This window comes from Haloarcula nitratireducens (assembly GCF_019599505.1).
Genome location: NZ_RKLT01000011.1, coordinates 1 through 21,306, shown reverse-complemented (window position 1 = coordinate 21,306; position 21,306 = coordinate 1). Strand labels below are relative to the sequence as shown.

The following is a 21,306-nucleotide window of genomic DNA, read 5'->3' as shown; positions in this document are numbered from 1 at the left end:
GGGTGGGGCGGAGGGGCTTGGGCTGGTCTGGCAATAAACGATCAACCAGTCACCGTCTGTCCTAACGGTATTCAGTCAGCTCCCCGTTCGAATGGCCGGCGTTTGCGAGACTCATCGCGTATCGAGTCGGAGCGGTGATGCCTGCTCCCAGAGATGATGGTGCTCGGCGCATACGGTAACGAGGTTATCCAGCCGGTTGGCCTGCTCGAAATCCACCTCACTCTCGTCATCGCCGAAGGCGCTTAGCGGTCGGATATGATGCACGTGGAGTCCTCTCGTGAATGTCTCGAGATGCGCCTCCTGCGTCCACTCACAGCCCGGCGTTTGACAGGTATAGTCGTCGCGTTCAAGCGCTTTCTGACGTTGTTCATCCCAGTTGTCCCCGTACTCGCGCCACTTGTGGACTGGCTGTTCTTTCCAGTTGTGATGGTTTGGGCCGTCTGGACGGCCGACCGGTTCGTAGCCAGCTGCTCGGATCGCAGCTTGCCAGCCCTCCCAGCGAGTAAAGTAGGGTCGATGCGAGAACTCTCCGTGGTCTTTCATCTCCTGCGCTGTGGGGATCTTCCCTAGTTCGTCGGCCAGTCGATGGATCTCTTCGAGTAATTCTGCATCCGAAATCCGATGCCGAGGGTTGGGGTCGTACCCAGCTGCCTCCAGCGCTTCGTTCCAGCTCCCGAAGCGATTCTGCGCGATTGTGACCGTGAACTCGCCCTCCGAGCGCATGTCGGCCGCCGTTGGCGGCGTCCCGTCCTCCGTTGCGAGCCGCCTGATTTCGTCGATGAGTGCGTCTTTGGATACCCGGTGTTGCTTCACCGGTTCGTATCCCGCTTCCTGGAGTGCCTCTGCCCAGCTGCCAAATCGGTTTTTGTATGTTCCAGCTGAATATGCTCCCAGCTCATTCATCTCTATAGTTGTTGGAGAACGACCCAGGTCGTCGACGAGCCGGTCTATCTCGGTCAGTAACTGGGTGTCTGAGATACGGCGGCTGTGGCTACTGTTGTGGCTGCCCAGCGCGTCCTTGGTGTCGAAGGACTTTCCACAGACATCGCAGGTTAGGTCACGTTCACCCGTCATCTGTCCTACCCGGAGCGCTCGTACGCCCGCACCCTTCTGGGGGCCAGATTAACTCGCCCGAGTCGCACACTCCTTCCCCCGGTTTGCCGGATAAATGTTGGACTGGTGAGCGAGGTCGTGGCTGCGCGCGCAGCGAAGCGAGCACGGAGCGGTGGGTGGGGCGGTGGGATCTGGGTCGGTCCGGCACACAGCAAAAAAGAAGGCTGCGTCAGCTGGCTACTCTTCCCACCACCGACCGCGCTCTGGGAACTCGATCCGCGACCACCCGGTCAGCGCGATTGAGCACCGACCTTCGTACCAGTTCTTGGCTGCTGCCCGGAACCGCACTGTCTGACCTTCACGCACCACCGTCTGCACGGATTTCTCCCAGCAGGTGAACTTGATTTTCCCGCTATCATCTGCTATCAACCCGACTTGCTGGATGCTTGAGGAGGAAGGCTCCCAGAGGGTCTCGATGGTTCCTTCGACCGTCACCTCACCGACCGGGACGTCCGGCACGTCCGCGATGGGCACGATCGCCCCCGGCGCCGCCTTCAACTCCTCGAGGGTCTCCAGCACCGCCTTCGTGACGTCGTTCTGGCGGGCGAATCGTCGCACTGCCTGGTACCGGCTGTTCGAGGGCTGCCCCATCGCGACGAACAGCCCAGTATCAGCGATGTGGAGCCGACTCACGCGTCGTCGCCGTCGTCTATATCCAGCCCCTCGACCGACGCATCCGCTTCCTCGATGTCGTAGTGCTCGTGGACGACGGGCCGGAGCGCCTGGAGGATCATCTCCGAAGCAAGCGGGGAGATATCGAGGTCATCCGCCATCAGTCGGTGGGTCACCTCACCGCGTTCGCGAGCGACGGCGTATGTGAGCGCGGTCGCGAGGCCGGCGACGCCGTGGCGGTCTATGTAGGTGTCAATATCGGCGTTCGTCTCCCGACGACCAACCGCGTCGATCAGTGCCGGCGTGATCGTGTACTCGCGGTCGCCAGCGGCCGTCGTCACAGTCAGGTCGATCTCGCGGGCGGCGTACCGCCGGGGCTGCTCGTCCTGTGCAACTTCGACGACGCCGGCGTCGACGAGCCGGTTCACGTAGTTGTAGGCGGTCCCCTGGGCGAGCTCGAGATCGTCCATCACGTTCTGGACAGTCGCTTCCCCCTCCCGAGCGAGATACGCGTACAACTGGGCCAGCTGTGGCTCCTCCAGCAAGTCTGCGACCGAGAGGAAATCCCGGACGATGTCGCCGTCGGCGTGATTTGAGGTACGTGACACGGGTCGGTCTTGATTACAGTTTACAGCGAAACAGTAAAGAGTGTTTGGGTCACGATGAGATGCTCCTCAAGGCCGCACGCACGTTTCATGGCAAATAGTCGTCGAAGAGCTACTTTTCCCGGTTGGCTCCGTAGCATCTCAAATGACTACTATCACTGGCGTGTGGTCCGAGACAGAACTCGAAGACTTTCTCGAGGAATCACGGATCCCGATTCGCATCGCTACACAACGGGGAGACGGCACCTTGTGGATGGTCGCATTGTGGTATCAATATCGGAACGATTCATTCGAGTGTGCCACGTGGTCGAACGCTCATATCGTCCGGTTTCTCGAGAGCGATCCCGAAGTTGCATTTGACGTCTCGACGAACCAGCCACCGTATCGCGGGGTCAGAGGCAATGGAACCGCCACGATGTCGTCTGACAAAACAAAGACGACCCTCAAGGCACTCATTGAGCGCTACCTCGAAGACACTGAATCTGCCCTGGCCGAGTGGCTACTGAGTGACACACGCGACGAGATACGAATCCGAATCCAACCGAACGAAATGTACAGTTGGGATTACACCAACCGGATGGCGGCCAAAGAGAACTCAAGTCCATGATACTGTATCCAGCGCAGTATCTCTGTATACAGAGCCGTCGCACTTGTGCACGAAGAGACCGAGTGCTACGACGCATCGTACTCTGTACAGCAATTAGTCCGAGCTGTCGAGAATCCTCTCACCATTCGGATGGGACCGAACAGACATCGAACGGGAGTTGGCCAAAACGCGAGAGACGACGCTGTCGCGGTATCAGGCAATGAATACCGAATCAAAGCGCTAAGCAGGGATATGTTCCTTCGGTAGCGATTATTCTACTTGTCAGCTCTGTCTTGCCGTATGCGGCAAGTTGGGACCGCGCGCAACGGCGTGAGCACGGTGGACCGCCGTGAGGCGCGCGTTGCGCCGAGCGCAGCGCTCCGTCGTCCTCGTGAGCGCCAGCGAACGAGGGCTCGGAAGACGAACAGGGTGAGTCTTCCGGTGGCGCCGCGCGCCGTCGAAAACACTAGCCCGAGATGTCCCATCGCCCCACTGGCTGGCCTACGCGAACGTCCCACCAGAGAGCCGATCACGCTGGATACCCGGCCTGACTGACCCACGATAGCGCCGTTTGCGGCCACAGCCCCAGTCCGTGCGCGTGGTTGGCTCGTCGCCGCCCCGCTGTGCCGGTGGGCGGCGACGAGGCCGCGTGCGCGAGGTAGCTCCGCGCCGACCGGACGGCCCGTCTCGACGGCGAAACCGCCGACCGAGGTCGGGGTTAGTCGGCCAGCGTCACCTCGACAGCCTTCGCCATGTCCATCTGGTTGACCCACGCGTGAGCGTCTGACTCTACGTCCCACGGAGCGAGTCGGGGACTCTCACCAGAACACCCAAACGAAGCGCGACAGTCGCCGGTCGGGGCGGGACCGTCGCCGCGTTCGAGGATGCACATGGCCGTCTTGCTCGTCACGGCGAGCGTCTTCAGCCCGTTGTACTCGCCGGGCTTCCCAGCGCAGATACGCACGCGGTCGCCTTCGTGGAGCGTGCGCACCATCGCACCACCGTGGACCGATTTCACCCAGACCGTCACCTTCGCCGTATCGCCGTCGGCATCCTCGACGTAGGCGACCTGATACTGGTTCGGCGCGGCGGGGTCGTCGATCAGATGCGTGACCGTTCCCTCGATGGTTGCCTCGTAACCGTGGGGATTCATGTCTGCGACGGGCACCGGCGCGTTCATCGCAGCGCGAGCGGCCGTGAGTGCACCGAAGACGCCGTCGAAGCGTGAGTCACTCTCGGTCGTGTGACCGGCGACGAGACGGCTGGCGGCGGCGTGACTGATGCCTGTCTCGTCACTGACCGTAGTGGCGTCTTGATTCACGTCGGCCAGCGCGTCGGCGTCCATCTCCGCGCGTGGATCCGATTTTGCCTCAAAGGTCTCCGGTCGCTCTTGTTCGCTGGTGGTGAGCTGGCGGGCCGAGGCTTCGCGGTCGATTTCGCCGTGGGCATCGCGGGCCTGCTTGGAGTGGCGGGCTTGTTCGGCGTTTTCGCCGTGGCGTTGTTCTTGAGCGGCCAGCGTTTCGCCGTGGCGGCGATCCGGGGCGACATCCGTTGAGCGGGTCCAGTCGTAGTCGTTCTGTCGAGCGTAGTAGTTCCCGCGGGAGTCACTGCCGCGGTTGGGGCGGTAATCGAGTTCGTCGCCGTTTGCGGTCTCGGCGACTTCCTCTAGGAGCTGCTCGGGACCGCCGTCGACGTGCGCGCCGAGTTGCAACTGCTGATCAATATCGGACGATGCTTTCTTACTGCCGGAGTCGTTAGCGTACATTGTCTTTCGCAGTCCTACAGAAAGACACTTGTCGGGTGCTACAACACCCGATTTCCTGCGGCGTGAAACTGCCTTCGTGAGCGCCGCGTGTCGTGTCTTTCCGTATATAAGGACACGGGTGCATGGTACTTAAAACCAACGACTAGGTGGGGTTGCTTCAAGTGGAATAAGATAGGTATAGAGTTGCTCAAAGGGAGTTTTACGACTCCGAGTTTAGACGGAGTTAGTATATAAATGCAGGTGGGTGGGATACCCTCGACGGCGGGGGACATCTTGAGCGGTTGCGGTTCCGTGAGCATCCCGCGGGGCCGCCCGAGTGCCGGATGGGTGAAAGCCCGGCACGGCTTCGCCGCGCCCGGAACACAGTGAGCGAAGCGAACGTCCTCGTTCCGGCGAGGGAGGGCGGCCCCAAGGGTTCTGCTGGTGTGGTCGGGTGGGACTGAAAGGGGCACGGCGCTGGCGCGCTGCGTGGTCGGGTCAGCGACCCCTCTCCGAGCGCAGTGAGGAGATGTCGCTGAGCGACCGCCAGCGGCGTGGGGCTTTCAAGGTGTGCTGGTCATGCCTCACCGTTATCGTCAATCCGAATCTAGTTATTCCGATTCGCTATCTCTAGAAAATTTCAGCGGTACGCGTGTTAGTGCTGTCAATTATCACCGAAATAGCGTTGCTCGCCTTTCTCCGAACAATCTCTGTTAATCTGTAGGAACTTGACTCTCTACAGCAGAATCTAGTCAGAGTCTCGTCGCTCTTCTCGTCTGGAAATGAGGTACACGCTCATAGAAATTTTCTCGTATCCGCATCTCAATCGGTGCACCATTCGGGACTACTGTTCCCGGCATCTCTCCAACTCTCATAGCCGCCCAGCAGCGGCTGCTGCCGTTGCATACGATAACACGAGGAAACTACACAAATCAAGCCAGTCTGTCAGTCCCACGCCGCTCACACACCAATTTCTCGACGTTTGCGCCTGGCCGCCAGCCCTTCGGTGTCGTTCACCGGAAACCCGGTGTCTCCCGCCTTCTTGTCTGCCCTACGCCTTGAGTCGCTCTGGGCTCTGATCAGCAGACAGTGGAAGCGCGCCAACGAAATCCGAAGAATGTTAGCTGAGGCTTCTACTAGTCAGCCAGGTGTCGGTGCTCCCGGGTCAGTTGGATTATCCTCGGATTCCGGATCTTTGCGGTTGAGTATCGCATCACGGACACGCTCGAAGGCCGACCGATCGGTTTTTGAGGTATATGGTAGCATACTACATGCTCAACTAAACCGCTGAGATACATAGAACTGGCGGACGTCTGCACCGCTCAGTAGGATCCCGGTGAGATGGTCTGAATGCATCTGCTGCAATCGTGATTCTATCGTCGAGAATTCTAACTTGCCCTGCCTACGTAGGACGGCCAATCTGTCCCTATCCTTATGCGTCAATGGGTGCTTCAATTAGATATGTACGACGAAATTCTGATTCCGACAGATGGCAGCAGCGGGATGGAGCAGGTTACAGACCAGGCCCTTGGTATTGCGGAGGGGTCTGGGGGACGGGTGCATTCACTGTATGTTGTGGACGAGCGTGCGTATATGTCAGTCCCCGACGATGCACGAGACCAAGTGAACTCGGCATTGGAAAGCGACGGGTATGACGCTACTCGGGCAGTTGCGGAACAGGTTACCGAGGCGGAGTGTGAAGCCGTCCAAGAGGTCCGGTGGGGCGACCCCGCCGTCGTCATCATTACCTACGCGATGGAGAACGATATCGATCTCATCGTGATGGGCACCCGTGGGAAGACCGGATTCGAACGCTATCTACTCGGGAGTGTGGCAGAAAAAGTGGTTCGCCTCTCACCAATTCCCGTTCTGACCGTGCATATCGGCGATCAAGAGGCACTGACGGAGGAAATTGAGGAACTGATTGGTTTCGATCGGTGATGCTCTACTGTTCCAGGGCGGAATAGGCGTCCAAGACGAGATCTCTCTGTGAGCCGTCTCCCCACGTTGACGTTGACTTGGGCTTGTCGTCGTCCCTCTCGCCGTCAAGAGTGAAAGGAGCGTCCCGGTTGTGACCACGGGACGCGGTGGTCTGCGCCCTCTCTCGCATGTAGGCGACGCGGACCATCGCTAGCTGAGACAGCATGCCTGAAAAGCGTATGGGTCGGTTACTCGAGACCGATGAGACGGCGGCCGACCCACCGTGAGAACAGAATCGCCACGATAAGCCCGACAAATTTGGGCGTCAAGGTTTCGAAGGCGAACAACGGAATAGCGACCGAAACGAGGAGTACGCCGATGAATAGAATGAATCCGACGACTCTCCGAGCTGCGAGTTCAACGACGTCGGCGGCGGACATTCAACCCTCACCTCTCTTTGCTTGGTCGCCGAAGAGGTCGTCAAACACGGCGGCGAGGTCGTTCTCGCCTGGGCGTGGCTGGTACCCGGTACTCCCATCGAGAGCGACGAGGAGGCGAGCGGCCAGGTCGTATGCCTCGTAGACTTCGATCTCTCGCCGACCAGCGACGTCTTTGATCGCGCCATGCAGCGCGTAGTCGATGTAATAGTGTGGTCGGATGCCGTCGTGTCTCGCCGTCATTGGTAAATTACTATTCAATTTGAATGCTCATAGTAGTTTGGACTAACTAGGTAGTTTTCGGACCAAACTTTATTGCTAGTGAGTGTGTCGCCTAGAATAGGCGCAGGAGATGTTGTGACCACCGATGATTCTGCGCCCTCTCTCGCACCATGTTCGAGCTATCGCTCCCCGGGAGACTTGGGGACACGACAGCGCAGTTCGTCGACCGTCTTGATGCGGTCGAACGAAGTATTCTCGATCGGCTGTCCTTCCAGCAGGTGCGCTCTGTCGCGATCCTGCTGGGCACAGCTGCAACGACATCAGGAGTAGCGGCCGCACAGAGCGTGAGCGAAGTGGGAAGTGCCATGTGCGGGTCGGGCGTCGGCCAGCTCGTCGGTTTCGGGTTCATCGCCGGGTCGCTGTACTTCGTGCTGAAAGGCGTCGAGAAGGCCATGACCGCCATGGACAAGATGGGGTCGACGAAACAGCAGTCGGCCCGTGAGGGCAAAACACATGTGCCAGAGACGCCACAGGAGGTGTCGCAGTGGTACTCACGAGTCTGCCTGTGGCCCCTCCTCGGTAGTATGCGTCCTAAATTCAACATTCTCTAAGCAGACAGCTCCGCAACGGCCCAATGTGCAGAGATGAGACGACTCAATCGAGTCAGTGAAACGAGAGACTGCCACACTCACATTTACCATCATTACCGACTGCGCGGAGTTCCCCATCTGGCCAAGCGCGGACCATGCATGCCGCTCCGCAGTCGTCACACAGACCATTTCTTGTTGGCATTTTTTCGAGAGTTCCCATACTCCCTACAGAGAAGAACTTGCATCGGATAAGCCTTGGTACCAGACACCATGATATGGACTGATAGCGCATACCTCCGTCTTCAGGCGGAGGTCAAGCGGTAGTCTGGGTGGTGCAACCGCCGTCGATGGCCGGTCAGGATTTCGGCCGAAATCGTTTTTCTATGGCTCCACGTAACATGGGGTGCTACGGAATCGGTGAGATGCCGCCCCCGAACCACAAGGGGTAGCGGACCAGCGGTGGGTCGCACGGCGATGACACGGATTCCGATGGGGCCTCTTTGGCCGGGCCACAGCCCTACGAGGGAGGTAAACGAGAGTTCCCCTAGTGTGTCGCTGGTTCCCTCTGAGTGCGGGTTGGAACCTCGAACGCTATGCTCAGCGGAAATCCGATGGTCGGATTCCACGTCCTTCAGGGCGTGGAGGAGGTCAATGGCAGAACCTTGCTGAAATGCCGCTTCCGCAATAACCTGCTCGTGGCGACCGAGGCTGAAGTCGGCAAAAGGTGAGACGATGTTCACCACTATTGGTCAGTGCAAATCTAATCAACAGATACCGGTAATTGACCGAATATTGGTTAGTCTGCTATCTGATCTTCTATACGCGGTTTGTTGCTTATGATAGAGTCTAGGACAACCACTCCGTAAATGTGTGTACTGAACAACTGATTCAGTCCTAATCAGTAGTGTTCAACTCGTCGTCCAGACGAGCATCCTAGCTTCGCGTTTCCGATTGTGTGAACCCAGGGGCGAATTCTCCACTTGCAATCTCCAGAGCAGTATCCGGATAGCGATCAGCTTTAGGCCCAGCAAGTGACGCCTACACTGACTGGTTTGCGGTGAGAAACTCGCGCTGAGACTGGCACGACAGCGGTTCAAGTGCCCACACAGCAATCTAATCGGAATCAAAACCCAGTTACAGGGGCCGCGTCGGCCTTCGGCTCCCTGCTCACCATGTGTCAATCCAAGGCAAACTAATTAGCGGATTCGACCCGTGGGTACTTCTAGCATCCATGTACGATGATATCCTGCTCCCATTCGATGGCACCGACGAGGCAGCGAACATCCTCCATCATGCCGGCGAAATTGCTCACTGGGCCGACGCAACGATCCATGTCCTCTATGTGGCCGACACCACCCGTGATAGTGTCACCGTCGTTGAAGGAAATACCGTAGACGCACTAGTTCAGGGAGGCGAGGAGATCATCGAAGAAGCTGAAGAAACGTTGCGTACACTCGGCGTCGACTATGAGTCCGACATCGTACAGGGAAATCCAGCGCCGACAATTGTCGAGTACGCTGAACGCTACGATCACGATGTGATCGTGATGCCGACGCATGGCCGGACGGGGATCTCACGACATCTCATCGGGAGTGTCTCCGAGAAGGTCGTTCGGCTGTCGTCAGTCCCTGTCCTCACCGCTCGGATGCAACCCGACGAGCAGCTCACGTTTCCCTATGAGAACATCCTTATCCCGACCGATGGCAGCGCGAGCGCTACCCATGCCGCCCAGCATGGGTTGTCCCTTGCGGCAGCCCTCGATGCGACTGTCCACGTCTTGTCCGTCGTTGACGACGTCTTACTCAGTCTGGATGTTCGGGCGATTACGTCAAGCCAAGAGCTCGAGCAGGCCGCGACCGAAGCCGTCGACGACCTCGTCTCGGAAGCGGAGACATACGGCGTTACAGATACTGTCCGACACGTCGAACATGGACCAATCATCTCGGAAATGCTCGACTGTATCGAAGCGAACGACATCCACGTCGTCACCATGGGCACGACAGGGAGACGTGGGACCGATCGCATACTGCTCGGCAGCGTCGCTGAAAAGACCGTCCGATCTGCTCCGATCCCCGTTATTACGGTTAGGGAGACAGAATAGTAGCTCATCAGAACCTCTCTCGCCCCAACGACAGCGTATCCTGAATTCTCTGCGCTCGCTGAGAGACCCAAACTCGGGCCACTATCTCCCACTCACCGAGATCTCTCCTTATCATACGGGGAAGAGACGAGTAGTCGATGATAGTTCACAGTCGGCGAGGAATTAGGGGCGTCCGGTTCGACTGGCCCGCTCGCAGTCCCCTCGATCTACTGACGGTCTTCGCCCCGTCTGCCAATGGGGGCACGGAGGTAGTAGCCGCACCAGCGGAGTTCGACGCCCGCCCATACCGTCACTGTACAGGCCAACACAAGCGTAGCGGCTAGTTCCTGCACACCGAACCACGGTGGCAAAACGTATAGGAGTCCGTTGACGACAACGCTCGGCAGAATCCCTTCAAGCACGGCGAGAGAGCCCTTTGGTATGGCACGGGGAGCTGGGATTACGTCTCGGGCACCATCACTCCCCCGGTACTGCTCAATGTGAGACGTCATCCCCTAGAGAACGAACGGTTATTATAAAACCGCGTGTATATATACCATGGGTTCGGATAACAAGGGCTCACCGATCGACGACATTGGATATCTGGCGCGATCGGAACACCGGGCCCCGACACTTGTGGCACTGACCGTCCGTCCCCGGAGCCGATCCGAACTCTGGGAGATGGCTGGTGTCTCGTCGTCGACGATTCGACGGACACTACGGGAGTTCGAAGGCCGCAACTGGATTTACAGAGACGGCTACCAATACGAGGCGACACCCCTCGGTGCATACATTGCAGCCGCCGTCGCGGAGCTAATCGAGCGAGTCGAAATCGAACGGACAGTCCGCGACGTCTGGCAGTGGCTCCCGGACGAGGAGAGCGGATTCACCATCGAAATGTGTGCCGCTGCGGTTGTGACGGTCGCTGAAGCCGACAATCCGTACGCACCAATCAACCGATTTCGCACCCTTATCGGGGACACTGACCGATTCCGTTTCGTCGGGTCCGATATCGCACTCCTCGAGCCGTGTCGAGATGAGTTCTGCCAGCGAGTCATCGATGGTATGCAAACGGAGATCATCGATCCCCCGAGCGTCGCCACATATATTCGATCGACCTATCCAGACCTGTCTGCTGAAACCCTGGCGAGTGGCAACCTTACCATCCGGTTGCACGACGATCTCCCGCCGTATGGAATCGGGATCTTCGACCACCGAATCGCCATCTGCGGCCATGACCCCGATAGCGTCACGGTCCGCGTGTTACTCGATACCGACTCGGAGGACGCTCGCGAGTGGGCGGAATCAAAATTCGAGTTCTATCGGCACCAGACCCCAACTCTTCCGCTCGAAACGGTCGTTGAGTGACGACCCGGATTTGCCAGACTCGCATTCCGCCACACGACTGGCACTCACTGTTCGAGGACGAATGGAGCCCAGAAGCGATTCCGCCAGCGGTGGCTCTCGCTTCCACTAGGTGACGACTGTGCAGTATCTGCGCAGATGTCAGTGACTGCCGGATGGTCACAACGTGGACACAGCGTCACCAACCGCCGGTGCACCACTAGTTAGCTTCCTAACATTTGAGCGCGTATTAGCTCCTGCCGGAAGGCAACTGAACCACCATGGCACAAGCACACAAACTCGACTGTGAATCGGCGGCAGCTGATTGCCGATTCATCATTCAGTCGGAGAACGAAGCTGAAGCGATCGAGCTGGCTAGAAATCACATGAAAGAGGTGCACGGAAAAGAGTACACGGACGACGAACTTCGGACGGACCACCTGCAGGTGGTGTAACGATGGCGGCTGATCAGCAGGTCACCCACGGCGTTGATCTCGAGACACTCGAAGAGTTCGCTGAATTCGCGGGCGAAAACCCCGACGAGGTACAGCTCGGACTCGGTGCCCGGTCGACCTACGAAGGAACATGCGCGCACAGCCTCGCGAAGGTCGACAGCTACGAACTTGGCGGCGAGACAATTGCACGCGAGACTCGCGAGTACACGATTCCGTACGGCGCGTGGAAAGAAGTGTTAGACGCGGGCGGCTGGGTCGGCGGAACCGACCGACTGGAGCCAATCGAAGCAGCGCTCTCCGCGCTGGCTTCGTGTATCAATGTCGGCATCACCGTCAACGCCGTCGCGAGCGGCGTCGACATCGAGTATCTCCAGACCCGCATCCGAACCGAGTTCGACCCGCGCGTCCTCTTCAGCCTCAAGGATCTCGGAGAAGCAGACACTGTCTTCGAGAACCTGACCGCTGAAGTCGAGATCGAAAGTCCCGATCTCGATAAAGACCAGATCGACGAGTGGGCGCGGCGTGCACCAGTATATACGCTTGTCTCGCTCGCCCAAGACGTCCAGCTCACGGTGACCACCCCGGCCGAGGTGGCGGCCGACGACTAATTGAGGTATCGACGAATGCAAGAGTCACTCGACGTCGACCGCCTCGAACGAGCCGTCAAGAGCGTCTATCGGGACGTTGCGAAGGCACCGACCGAGGAGTATCACTTCGAGATGGGCCGTCCGCTGGCGGAACAGCTCGGCTACCCAGCGGGCGATCTCGACACGACCCCCGAAGAAGTGCTGGAGTCCTTCGCCGGCGTCGGCTATCACTTTGACTTGGCTGCCCTCGAAGAAGGGGACGACGTCCTCGACCTCGGAAGCGGGTCGGGCACGGATGTCTTCGTCGCAGCGAGACACGTCGGTGATACCGGAAGCGTGACCGGTCTCGACATGACCGACGAACAGCTCGCGAAGGCGCGACAGCTGCGCGATGAGGCGGGGATAGAGAACGTCTTTTTCGAACGGGGCTACATTGAAGAGCTTCCGTTCGACGACGAGACGTTCGACGTCGTCCTCTCGAACGGGGTCATCAACCTCTCACCGGACAAGCAGCAGGTGTTCACGGAGGCCAAGCGCGTCCTCACCGCTGGGGGACGGCTCGCCATCTCGGACATCATCAGCGAGAAACTGATGCCCGAGAGCATCAAGAACAACGAGGATCTGTGGGCGGCCTGTATCGGCGGGGCCGAACAGATCGACCGTTATACGGCGCTCATCGAAGGGACCGGATTCGACGTAGATGATGTCCGGGACAACACACAGTATGAGTTCCTCTCGGAGCAGGCAGCAACCGCCTGCCAGAAGTACGGCGTGAAGAGTATCTCGCTTGGCGCCCACACGTGATTACTATGGCAACCCAACAATCCATCGCGGACGAACAGCAAGAACAGACCGAACTCGGGTCGCAACTCCGGAACGGCTCGTTGCTGATGGCGCTCGCCGGCGTCGCGTTCATCGGCTACGGGCTCGTCTTCCTCGTGTTGAACTTCGTCGGCAGTGGCTTCGAACTCGGCGTCAGTACGCTTGACGGAATGACAAAAGCCGATCTGAATCCGACGGTGGCGTACTACATTAGCCACCTGCATGTCGCCACTGCCGCGTTCATCATCTCGACCGGCATCGCCATCACCGCTCTGTCGTGGTATGGTGTCCGCCAGCGGCTCACCTGGGCGTGGGCGACGGCAGTCGTCACTGCTGTTGTCGGTCTCGCGCTCGCGTTACCGATGCACTACACGGCGGATGCGTTCGCTCACGATTGGATAACCCATCTCGGCCCGATCTACTTGGCGACGATCGTCTTCATCGTTGGCGTCGTGATGGCGTACCGTGGCTTGAGTACACCGTGACGGTGGACGCTCCAGCCATGGATATTTGTACGGCCCCCATTATTTTGCACGGCGGAGCGGGCCTTGAGATCACCCTATTTGAATACCTGTTCCGTGTCGGTCTCTATCTGCTCGCCTTCAGTAGTATCGCTGGCATTGTCTTCTGGGGAATTGATGTGATTCGCTCAACCCACCCCGAACTTGTAGACGCAGGGGGCGACGGAAAGAACGACTCGTGAATATGTTTTACTGGACTAAGAGTACTCAAAATCAGTGATAGGTCCGTGTCTCATCAAGTCGTGTCCGTCCCCCTCAGAGAGGAGGTGTTGGCTCGGCTATCGCTGTGAATCCCGCAAGATTAGCGGCTCGATCGCCAGCGTCCGCTTCGCAACCGTGACGATTCGCAGCACATAGGACGTAAAGAGCAGAAACGGGACCAGCGTTATCGTGAAGGCAGCCCCGATGAGCACCGTGATATGAGCGATCCCGAATGTGCTTCCTGGAAGCGTCGCTCCCTCGACAACGGTGAGCATAACGCCGGCAACGACCAGTGCTGGGATCGCTGCGTATAGAATCAACTGCGAAAGGGTGACCAGCGCCCACTCGAAGTACAGCGTTTTCACGTGTTCTCTGGCCGGCCCGAACAGAGAGAGCGCTGTCTTTAACTCGGTGAGCAGCGTATCTTCCGGCTCGCCGAGGTCTTCTGCGTGATCGTTGGCGATGCGCTCGACCTGGTAGATCTTCCAGCCGTAGTTGTAGTTGAGCGCCGCGAAGAGGACGTCGAAGGTCCCGAACTTGGCGCCCTCAAGTTGCTCGCGCACTGTCTGGGAATTGCCGATGAGACTCTCGGTGAACTCGTCGATTTCCCACTGGAGCTGGTCGCTCTCGATGTCGCGCAACCCATCCTGCACCGCCTCCGCACGCTGTTCTGCGACGTCGACGAGATTACGGAGAAATGCCGACGGATCGGCTGGACTCGGTGCGCCGATGAGTTCCTCGGTGTACTCCCGAAAGTCCATCGAGTTCTCCATGCGGTCGCGTTGCTCGCCCAATGGGCCGTTCTCCTGGGAGAGCACCAACTGACCAATCGTTACGACGAGCGTGACGCCGGTGATAATCGCGCCAATCATCGCCGAGAACATCGTCTCGATCGTGTCACCGGAGCTGAGCTGTGGAAGCAGTGCCGGCGGGAGAACTGTCACGAGCCCCACGAAAAGAACGAACACTACGAGTGCCAACACGGCAGTGACATACCAGCGGTTCGCGGCGAGCAATAGCCAGATCTTGAGCCTGCTCTCCCCAGCGCGCTCACGCATCGTGTTGGCAGTGCTGACATCAAGATCCGTATCGACGTTCGGGTTCGTCTCGCCATCGATAGTATCAGAGCTCACGACGAGTCGTCCTCACTATCGGCGGTCGGCTGCGTCGCCCGCTCGAACACGAGAAACTTAGTTCCACCACCGGTGTAATCGACCGTCTCAACGAGTCGCCATCCCTCAGCGCCGAGCTCATTCAATTCCGTCTTCGGATCTTCCGATTCCTTCTTCGTCTCCCCGCGGGGGACTCTGAGCGTCTCGTACTCCCAGCGCTTGTGCTTAGTCTCACTCATCATCGACTCGTTGCTCCCGAAGTCGGATAACGGTGGTCGCTTTCGGAAGGAGTCATCGCTGTCGCCTCGCGAGCGGCGGCTCGCCATCAGCGGATACACACCCGGTTACGGGCATACACGCTAGTTCCGAAGCAGATCCCTAGTGCTCACTGATTCAGCCGGTTCGACAGTGGGGGAGCTAGTATAGTGAGATATCGTCCGGGAAACTGGCTACGACCGCTCTGACACTGCTGTGCACGGCAACGGCAGAAACAGCCACTCAGGAGGAATGCGTACTATTCAGTCCATTTTGACGATATGGTCGTTTTCTAGCCACTTATCAATATGAGTGTCACAGAAGGCTACGCCATGGTTTACGTTGCTATCGTAACATCGGTTGGTCGCGTTTTCAGCGCATGATGGATCAAAGCAGGGAATCTGTGTCCTCCCGTCTGCCAGAGTGATCGGTTCGTTTTGTAGAGTATTTTTATTTACTATTTATAGTTGCTCGCTGTCTGCCTTCTGGTGAGTAGTACTGTATCTCAGTTATGGGTGACAAGAGTGGATAAACCTTCACCATTATCTATCACACTTAGACTCGAGAAGTAGACATGGACCGATTCTCGCTGGGGCACTCCCGCCGATACTGGCGTGGCATCTTCTCTAACGCCCACACGTCGATCTGGTCGGGGTCAAACAGCCGCGGAAACCCCTCAATTTGAGCCACACCATTCGAACGAAGAGCTGACGACAGCAGCTCCATATCCCAATATCCCTCAACCAACAAATTCTGGATGCACCATCTCGGAGATGAATCCAGCGTCGTGACTGATGAGATTCATCGTCGACCCCTGCTGAACGAGAGCCGCCAAGAGCAACAGTAGGACACCGACGAGACCAGCGATCAGGACCGCTAGAATCACGTCCAATCCAGATACAACCGCTAGAAGCCGTGCCTGGTCACGCCCGCCTCTCGAGGTGAATAACACGGCGATGGGTGACGCCAGAATGGACGAAGTAGTTGACATAGATAGCTACCAAACCAATAGCAAGGCGTCGAATCTGAGGGATAGCTATTTGCCGCCCCCGCCTGTAACGAAAATCTGAGTGACAGCATGAGTATGTGTTTGAAAACACTGCTTCCGGGAGAGCGCCGATGACTACGGTAGTTAGAGCATCCATCCCTGTTCAGGAGCTTGCCCTGTCTCAGACATTTGCTTCACTTCCAGACTTGGCGGTTAAAGCGGAACGGGTCGTTCAATCTGGTCGAGACGTGGTGATGCCACTCATGTGGGTTCGGAATACCGAACCCGAGCAGTTCGGTGCAGCGTGTGAGCAAGATCCTACAGTCGAGAACGTGGAGTTATTAGCCGAGTTTGAGGACGAATTCCTCTACCGAATGGAATGGACTGATCAGATCGAGCTCCTCCTTCAGATGTTGACGAATAGCGAAGCAAGCATTTTGGCTATCTATGGGGAAGGCGAGTGTTGGCATCTCAGACTCCTCTGTCCGTCGCGTGATCATCTATCTGAAATAAAGACATTCTGCTCCGAGCACGAACTACAGTTTGCGATTGATGCTATCCATGAAATGGACGGGGAGCCCGCCTCCCGGTATGGGCTAACGACGACACAATACGAAGCACTCGTCACAGCGGTTCAAATGGGACATTTCCAAGTCCCGAAGGAAGTCGATTTAGATGTGGTTGCTGAAGAGTTGGGGATATCTCATCAGGCACTGTCAGAATGTCTCCGTAGAGGGACTCAAACGCTCATAGAAGATACATTAATGGTTGGGCTTTCTGAAACAGATGAGCCATCTGATAAAACGGCCCCCCAGAGCGATAGCGGCATAGGCACATAGCAAAGGGTTGTCCAGCCATCAACGGTCATGATGAATGCAAGGCGAAAACCCGCGCCTGAAGGCGCGGGATATACATCGTCACAAACGGTTCTGCGGTTGAAGCAGACGTTCGCTAGGTAGAACACACGAGACTGAGAGAGATACTCACGTTTTTTGACGGTGGAAGATGAACCCCATAATTAGGAGCATGGGCTTACGAAACGCAGTAGCAACACTCACCCGTCGACGGCAGTCGGATACGCGCATTCGTGAATGCCGGCAGTGTGGGACGACGCTTGACGAGGAGGCGACTGTCTGTCCGGACTGTGGGTCAACCGAGATCGCGCAGTACCAATTCGCCTGACTAGCCGCATACACCCGAGAATTGTTGGGGTAGTCCACAGAGGGACATATATCATGGCACCAGATGCAGACAGAGGCCTCTATGTGCTTCCCCGCGCTCCCCCGTACCGCGATAATGACTGCAGCCCCTCGTTATATTGTGACCCCGTCTATTCAAGGAGGTCAGAGTCCTCCGCAAGCTGATCCCAGACATCGCGGGTTTCTGCTAGCGATTCAACGCCCCACAATCGCTCCCTTAATTGGGCCGCTTCCTCAGGGTCTACAGAACCTTCTATGACCGCCTGTTGAATCGTATCTGCGAGCAGCCCAATTTGATAGTCGAGGCTGCTGACCATCTTATGTCTGATACGTTCGTTTGCTAGTGCATCGGAGGTTGTGTCGTTCATACTGTCGAGGGGGGTCCCAAGCGAAAACCGACCAAGTGAACTGACCGGTTTCACTTCCTCTTCATAAAAGAGGAATTGACCCCAGAAAACGGTGTTGTGAACGCTAGCAGACCAATACGGGACTCCACAACATCTGGGCCCAATACTGTGTATCTGTGATTGGTGAGTGTGGTATATCCTGTTTAGTCGTATGTATTCTGTGGATTCCCGAAATCCTGTCAGATCTGGACGAAGTCTATGACTCTTTTTCAGCGCCTGCTTCCGCGTGCGCGTCCGTCTCTTCTGTCCCCTGCAAAAAGAAATGGTTGAAGGGTTGGACGTGTCGCCGTCGCATCATCTCCGAACTCTCGATTTCGACGCCGATATCGTGGATTGCGTCGGTGATTCTAGTAATATCGCTCGTACTCGTCCCGACGACGTCAACGTGGATGTTGCGCCGACCAGTGAGCATTTCACGAACGTCGATAACGCCCTGGATCGCCCTGATGTCCTCCGAGTACTGTTTAAGTTCGGCGGGCGGTGCAGAGATGACAAACGTCACTTGCAGCGGGAGGTTGGCCGCCTCGTAATTGATCTCGGGATGGTACCCTCTGATAATGCCATCTTCTTCGAGTTGATCGATTCGGTTCCGAACGGTACTGGCCGAGACGCCAGCCGTGTCGCCGATTTCCTGTGCCGTCTTGTTGCGGGCATCTTGCTGGAGCAAATAGAGAATACTCCGATCTACATCGTCCAGATTTCGACCCATAGGATGGAGTACGGCGTGAAGGCACTAACATATTCTTGCCGTGCATCCCAAGAGAGTCCAGTTTCACTGCCGCACGAGTAGCCTGCGTCTCATCGCGCTCGTGGCAAGACTCACAGTGCTTGGGGGATCAGAATGTCGGAAGAGAACGACTGATCGATAGCGCCTCTGTATTGATTACATCAAGTCAGAGTATATCATCTACTGCGGATTTCACCAAAGCCTCGAACCAGAAACGCTTGGAACCCGCACGAAATGCAAGCCCGGAGTTATTATACAGAATCAAAGAGAATAGCTGCGGCTGTAGCCGCAGGATGAATCTGACACTACTCGAGACAATCTACCGCTCGATAGCGCTCCAGAGTTTCCACTCCGCACTGTCCAAGTAGTGCCACTTTGTCGCAGGGAGCAAGGTCAGGTTAGAACGGAGCGGATTCCGAACGACCTTCGGAGGCGGTCTACCCGCCACTAATGAGACAATATCCGAAACGCCGACGCGGTGAACACGAATCCTCGAAGGATTCGTCTTTCGTGCCCGTCAGTTACGCAAAGCCTTGAAGATACCTCCGAGTCCGTTGCAGTCTGCCGGGCTCTCCGTGGCAAAAATAACACGAAGAGTCCGAACACGATGAAGGATAGGAGTACCGGCGGGTTGGCACCGCCAGACAGCCACCGACCACGACGACTGGGTGAAACGAGTTCGCGTAAAGTGGCGGCGTCCCTGGTTGCAGACCTGAAACTCCCACCGCTCGGGATTCCTCCGTCTGAAGGCGGAGGAGGATGTCAATCAGCTGTAGTGCTACGACTAACGTGGTTCTGTTGAGACCGTTGTTGATAATGAGTTCCAGCAACTGCGCTGTAGCGGGGCGTATATCCCTTCTCACGAAGTGTTCAGCTGAAGAGAGCGAGAATTGTCGGTATATATTGAAGAGTGGTTGACAATGGCAAGCACATATCTTACCTCTCTTACAAACGAAGCGCGTCTGTAGCTATGAGAGAGACAACGTCACCGACCGAAGGAAACGAACTGTTCGATCTCGACAGCGACTCGCGCCGGTCGTTTCTGAAGAAGGGCGCGTTGGCATCGAGTGTGCTTGCTCTAGGCGTGTCCGGGACCGCAGCTGCCCAAGAGACCGATGGGGGCGTCGGCGACCTCGATGACAACTGGAAGGCGCTGACGTTTATCGACAACTTCCACCCCAACGCCCGGTTTACGTTCGTCTCGGGAGTCGTCGAATGGGCCCCCAACTATGGGGATGTTCAAGATAGCTACTTTTCGGACTATAACACGTATATGATCCGGTGGTTGAACACCGACAACGTCGTCCCGCTGTTCGTTGCTCAGGGAGCAAACATCGGCGAATACGACGCCGATCTCGGGTTTATTCCTGATGATGACGATGACCAGAACCAGCCCCAACTGTTCGAGATGAACCGCGAGTGGACACCCTTCGGTGACAATGAGCGGCTCATCACTGTCAATGCGAGCCCTGTGGGCGAAGAAACTGAAGATGAGATTCTCGCTAACGATGACTGGTGGCAGGGCACTCAGGATAGCGGAACAACGCCTGCCGGCAACGGGAGCTAAGAGAGCGTCTGAATCCGGTGTAAAACAGACCTAATGCGCCGGACTCCAAGATGCAAATCCGGCTCTACATTTGCTGTTCGTTGTGAGTCCCCTCTACTGAGACGTTGATGTCTTTCTTCGCGGTGCCAGGCCGGACACCGTGGCCGTACTTCAGGAGGCCCACAAAGATGGTGCCGCCGATGACGTTGCCGATGGTACTCCAGACGAGGAACGTGAGAAACTCAGAGATAGCGATCCCGTCCTCGACGAACACACCCATGAGGACCTCGATGCTGCCCGCGATCGAGTGAGGGAGATGACTCAAGCCGATGGCAACTGCGACGATCCAGACGAACACAGCCTGACTGATGGTGTTCTGGCCGGCTGCCACCAGCCACGTCATCAAGCCCATCAGCCAACCCGCCAGAATGCCGGCGAGAAGTGTGACTGACCACGGGTACGCCACGAGTTTACGGCCAAGTTCCAGAAACGCCGCCCGATGGGCTGTCCCCAACTCTACCCCGATATGAACCGCGAGACCCGCGAAGATCGCACCGCCGACGAGATTAGCTACGTAGATGACGCCCCACAGCCGCGCGAGGTCCGTGAGCGACCCCTGTCCGTTGAGCACTGGTACGACTGCCAACGTGGTGTGCTCGGTGAACAGTTCCGACCGCCCCACCACGACGAAGATGAACCCCACGGCATAGGCGTTCGCCAGCAAAATCCCAGTGACGGGCTCGGAGAACACTCCCTGGCTCATTGTGAGCACGACCGCCATCAGGAACGGGCCGAAGCCAATATCCAACCCTGCCGACAATCCCGAGAGTAACAGCCCCGAGGTTGGCCGATTGAGTTCGCTCAACCCTTCCTCGATTTCCCTCCTCAGTATCTCTCGATATGAAGACGTTGACTCGGGAGTCATAGTTCGCGATTCCGTCACATTTTGAGAGACTCGATGAAAGAATCTGGCGGACTAGAATGTGCTGACTATCTCTACTCGCAGTGAAGCGTGCTATGCAGTACTGTTCTTTCGGCGGTTATGCGGAGTACCAAGGCGCGAGCACAGGGAGTAGGGCAGACGCTACCTATATCGCGCTGCGAAACCACCAGTGATGACCCGAGGAACGACGAAATTCAATCCCCGATACGACCACCAACCCTAGAATACAGCATAACTGAACTACACGCAGCCCGGAAGCACCAGTCGTCCTGCTGAAAGAACACTACCTC

The 21,306-nt window shown here is 57.3% G+C and carries 23 protein-coding genes; 12 read left to right on the top strand and 11 right to left on the bottom strand.

The features are described 5' to 3' along the window. Positions 1-111: 111 nt before the first annotated feature. From EGH23_RS18335 to EGH23_RS18325, 3 genes are all read right to left on the bottom strand, one after another. A complete protein-coding gene (locus tag EGH23_RS18335) occupies positions 112-1,074 on the bottom strand; it encodes a homing endonuclease associated repeat-containing protein (RefSeq protein ID WP_220581433.1) in 963 nt (320 codons plus the stop codon). 216 nt (positions 1,075-1,290) lie between these two features. Next, the gene (locus EGH23_RS18330) at positions 1,291-1,746 is read right to left on the bottom strand and encodes a PIN domain-containing protein (RefSeq protein WP_220581501.1); all 456 of its coding nucleotides are present in this window, start codon (positions 1,744-1,746) and stop codon (positions 1,291-1,293) included. Beyond that, a complete protein-coding gene (locus tag EGH23_RS18325; RefSeq protein ID WP_220581432.1) occupies positions 1,743-2,333 on the bottom strand; it encodes a helix-turn-helix domain-containing protein in 591 nt (196 codons plus the stop codon). The genes EGH23_RS18330 and EGH23_RS18325 overlap by 4 nt, the downstream gene beginning before the upstream one ends. Positions 2,334-2,475: 142 nt before the next feature. Here EGH23_RS18325 and EGH23_RS18320 point away from each other — a divergent pair, with 142 nt between their 5' ends. Continuing rightward, positions 2,476-2,937: a pyridoxamine 5'-phosphate oxidase family protein gene (locus EGH23_RS18320; RefSeq protein WP_220581431.1), complete on the top strand. Its 462-nt coding sequence runs from the start codon at positions 2,476-2,478 to the stop codon at positions 2,935-2,937. A 697-nt stretch (positions 2,938-3,634) separates the two neighbouring features. On the opposite strand, the gene EGH23_RS18315 is transcribed toward EGH23_RS18320, so the two are convergent. Then, positions 3,635-4,681: a single stranded DNA-binding domain-containing protein gene (locus EGH23_RS18315; RefSeq protein ID WP_220581430.1), complete on the bottom strand. Its 1,047-nt coding sequence runs from the start codon at positions 4,679-4,681 to the stop codon at positions 3,635-3,637. 1,440 nt (positions 4,682-6,121) lie between these two features. On the opposite strand from EGH23_RS18315, the gene EGH23_RS18310 reads away from it, so the two are divergent. After that, positions 6,122-6,601, top strand: coding sequence for a universal stress protein (locus EGH23_RS18310; RefSeq protein ID WP_220581429.1), 480 nt, complete (start codon positions 6,122-6,124; stop codon positions 6,599-6,601). Between the two features lie 227 nt (positions 6,602-6,828). Here the strand turns inward: EGH23_RS18310 and EGH23_RS18305 are convergent, their stop codons facing one another. Together EGH23_RS18305 and EGH23_RS18300 are read right to left on the bottom strand one after the other, a co-directional pair. Then, on the bottom strand, positions 6,829-7,020 hold the full coding sequence (locus EGH23_RS18305) for a hypothetical protein (RefSeq protein ID WP_220581428.1): 192 nt from the start codon (positions 7,018-7,020) through the stop codon (positions 6,829-6,831). Next, positions 7,021-7,260, bottom strand: a complete 240-nt coding sequence (locus tag EGH23_RS18300; protein ID WP_220581427.1) for a hypothetical protein — start codon at positions 7,258-7,260, stop codon at positions 7,021-7,023. It abuts the gene before it with no gap. Between the two features lie 149 nt (positions 7,261-7,409). Here EGH23_RS18300 and EGH23_RS18295 point away from each other — a divergent pair, with 149 nt between their 5' ends. The 8 genes from EGH23_RS18295 (at position 7,410) to EGH23_RS18260 (ending at position 13,820) form a co-directional block, all read left to right on the top strand. Beyond that, positions 7,410-7,850 carry a hypothetical protein gene (locus EGH23_RS18295; RefSeq protein WP_220581426.1) on the top strand — a complete coding sequence of 147 codons (441 nt, stop codon included), beginning with the start codon at positions 7,410-7,412 and terminating at the stop codon, positions 7,848-7,850. A gap of 1,210 nt (positions 7,851-9,060) precedes the next feature. Further along, positions 9,061-9,930, top strand: coding sequence for a universal stress protein (locus EGH23_RS18290; protein ID WP_220581425.1), 870 nt, complete (start codon positions 9,061-9,063; stop codon positions 9,928-9,930). Between the two features lie 537 nt (positions 9,931-10,467). Next, a complete protein-coding gene (locus EGH23_RS18285; protein WP_220581424.1) occupies positions 10,468-11,277 on the top strand; it encodes a helix-turn-helix transcriptional regulator in 810 nt (269 codons plus the stop codon). 257 nt (positions 11,278-11,534) lie between these two features. Then, positions 11,535-11,708 carry a DUF1059 domain-containing protein gene (locus EGH23_RS18280; RefSeq protein ID WP_135305178.1) on the top strand — a complete coding sequence of 58 codons (174 nt, stop codon included), beginning with the start codon at positions 11,535-11,537 and terminating at the stop codon, positions 11,706-11,708. A 2-nt stretch (positions 11,709-11,710) separates the two neighbouring features. Continuing rightward, positions 11,711-12,316, top strand: a complete 606-nt coding sequence (locus EGH23_RS18275) for an OsmC family protein (RefSeq protein ID WP_220581423.1) — start codon at positions 11,711-11,713, stop codon at positions 12,314-12,316. 15 nt (positions 12,317-12,331) lie between these two features. Next, entirely contained in the window at positions 12,332-13,099 is a 768-nt protein-coding gene (locus tag EGH23_RS18270; protein ID WP_220581422.1) for a methyltransferase domain-containing protein, read from the top strand. Positions 13,100-13,104: 5 nt separating this feature from the next. After that, a complete protein-coding gene (locus EGH23_RS18265) occupies positions 13,105-13,602 on the top strand; it encodes a hypothetical protein (protein ID WP_220581421.1) in 498 nt (165 codons plus the stop codon). Positions 13,603-13,619: 17 nt separating this feature from the next. Further along, complete coding sequence (locus EGH23_RS18260; protein ID WP_220581420.1) at positions 13,620-13,820, top strand: hypothetical protein; 201 nt, start codon at positions 13,620-13,622, stop codon at positions 13,818-13,820. Positions 13,821-13,916: 96 nt separating this feature from the next. Here EGH23_RS18260 and EGH23_RS18255 read toward each other — a convergent pair whose 3' ends face one another. Together EGH23_RS18255 and sp36 are read right to left on the bottom strand one after the other, a co-directional pair. Next, positions 13,917-14,972, bottom strand: a complete 1,056-nt coding sequence (locus EGH23_RS18255) for a DUF7972 family membrane protein (protein WP_220581419.1) — start codon at positions 14,970-14,972, stop codon at positions 13,917-13,919. Next, complete coding sequence (sp36, locus tag EGH23_RS18250) at positions 14,969-15,190, bottom strand: Sp36 family protein (protein WP_220581418.1); 222 nt, start codon at positions 15,188-15,190, stop codon at positions 14,969-14,971. Before sp36 ends, EGH23_RS18255 begins: the two co-directional genes overlap by 4 nt. Before the next feature lie 1,135 nt (positions 15,191-16,325). Here sp36 and EGH23_RS18245 point away from each other — a divergent pair. Further along, positions 16,326-17,033, top strand: a complete 708-nt coding sequence (locus tag EGH23_RS18245) for a helix-turn-helix domain-containing protein (protein WP_220581417.1) — start codon at positions 16,326-16,328, stop codon at positions 17,031-17,033. Positions 17,034-17,524: 491 nt separating this feature from the next. On the opposite strand, the gene EGH23_RS18240 is transcribed toward EGH23_RS18245, so the two are convergent. Together EGH23_RS18240 and EGH23_RS18235 are read right to left on the bottom strand one after the other, a co-directional pair. After that, positions 17,525-17,761 carry a hypothetical protein gene (locus EGH23_RS18240; protein WP_220581416.1) on the bottom strand — a complete coding sequence of 79 codons (237 nt, stop codon included), beginning with the start codon at positions 17,759-17,761 and terminating at the stop codon, positions 17,525-17,527. Positions 17,762-17,996: 235 nt separating this feature from the next. After that, complete coding sequence (locus EGH23_RS18235; protein WP_220581415.1) at positions 17,997-18,509, bottom strand: Lrp/AsnC family transcriptional regulator; 513 nt, start codon at positions 18,507-18,509, stop codon at positions 17,997-17,999. Between the two features lie 988 nt (positions 18,510-19,497). On the opposite strand from EGH23_RS18235, the gene EGH23_RS18230 reads away from it, so the two are divergent. Further along, the gene (locus EGH23_RS18230) at positions 19,498-20,094 is read left to right on the top strand and encodes a hypothetical protein (RefSeq protein ID WP_220581414.1); all 597 of its coding nucleotides are present in this window, start codon (positions 19,498-19,500) and stop codon (positions 20,092-20,094) included. 64 nt (positions 20,095-20,158) lie between these two features. Here the strand turns inward: EGH23_RS18230 and EGH23_RS18225 are convergent, their stop codons facing one another. After that, the gene (locus EGH23_RS18225; RefSeq protein WP_220581413.1) at positions 20,159-20,998 is read right to left on the bottom strand and encodes a formate/nitrite transporter family protein; all 840 of its coding nucleotides are present in this window, start codon (positions 20,996-20,998) and stop codon (positions 20,159-20,161) included. Between the last annotated feature and the right edge of the window lie 308 nt (positions 20,999-21,306).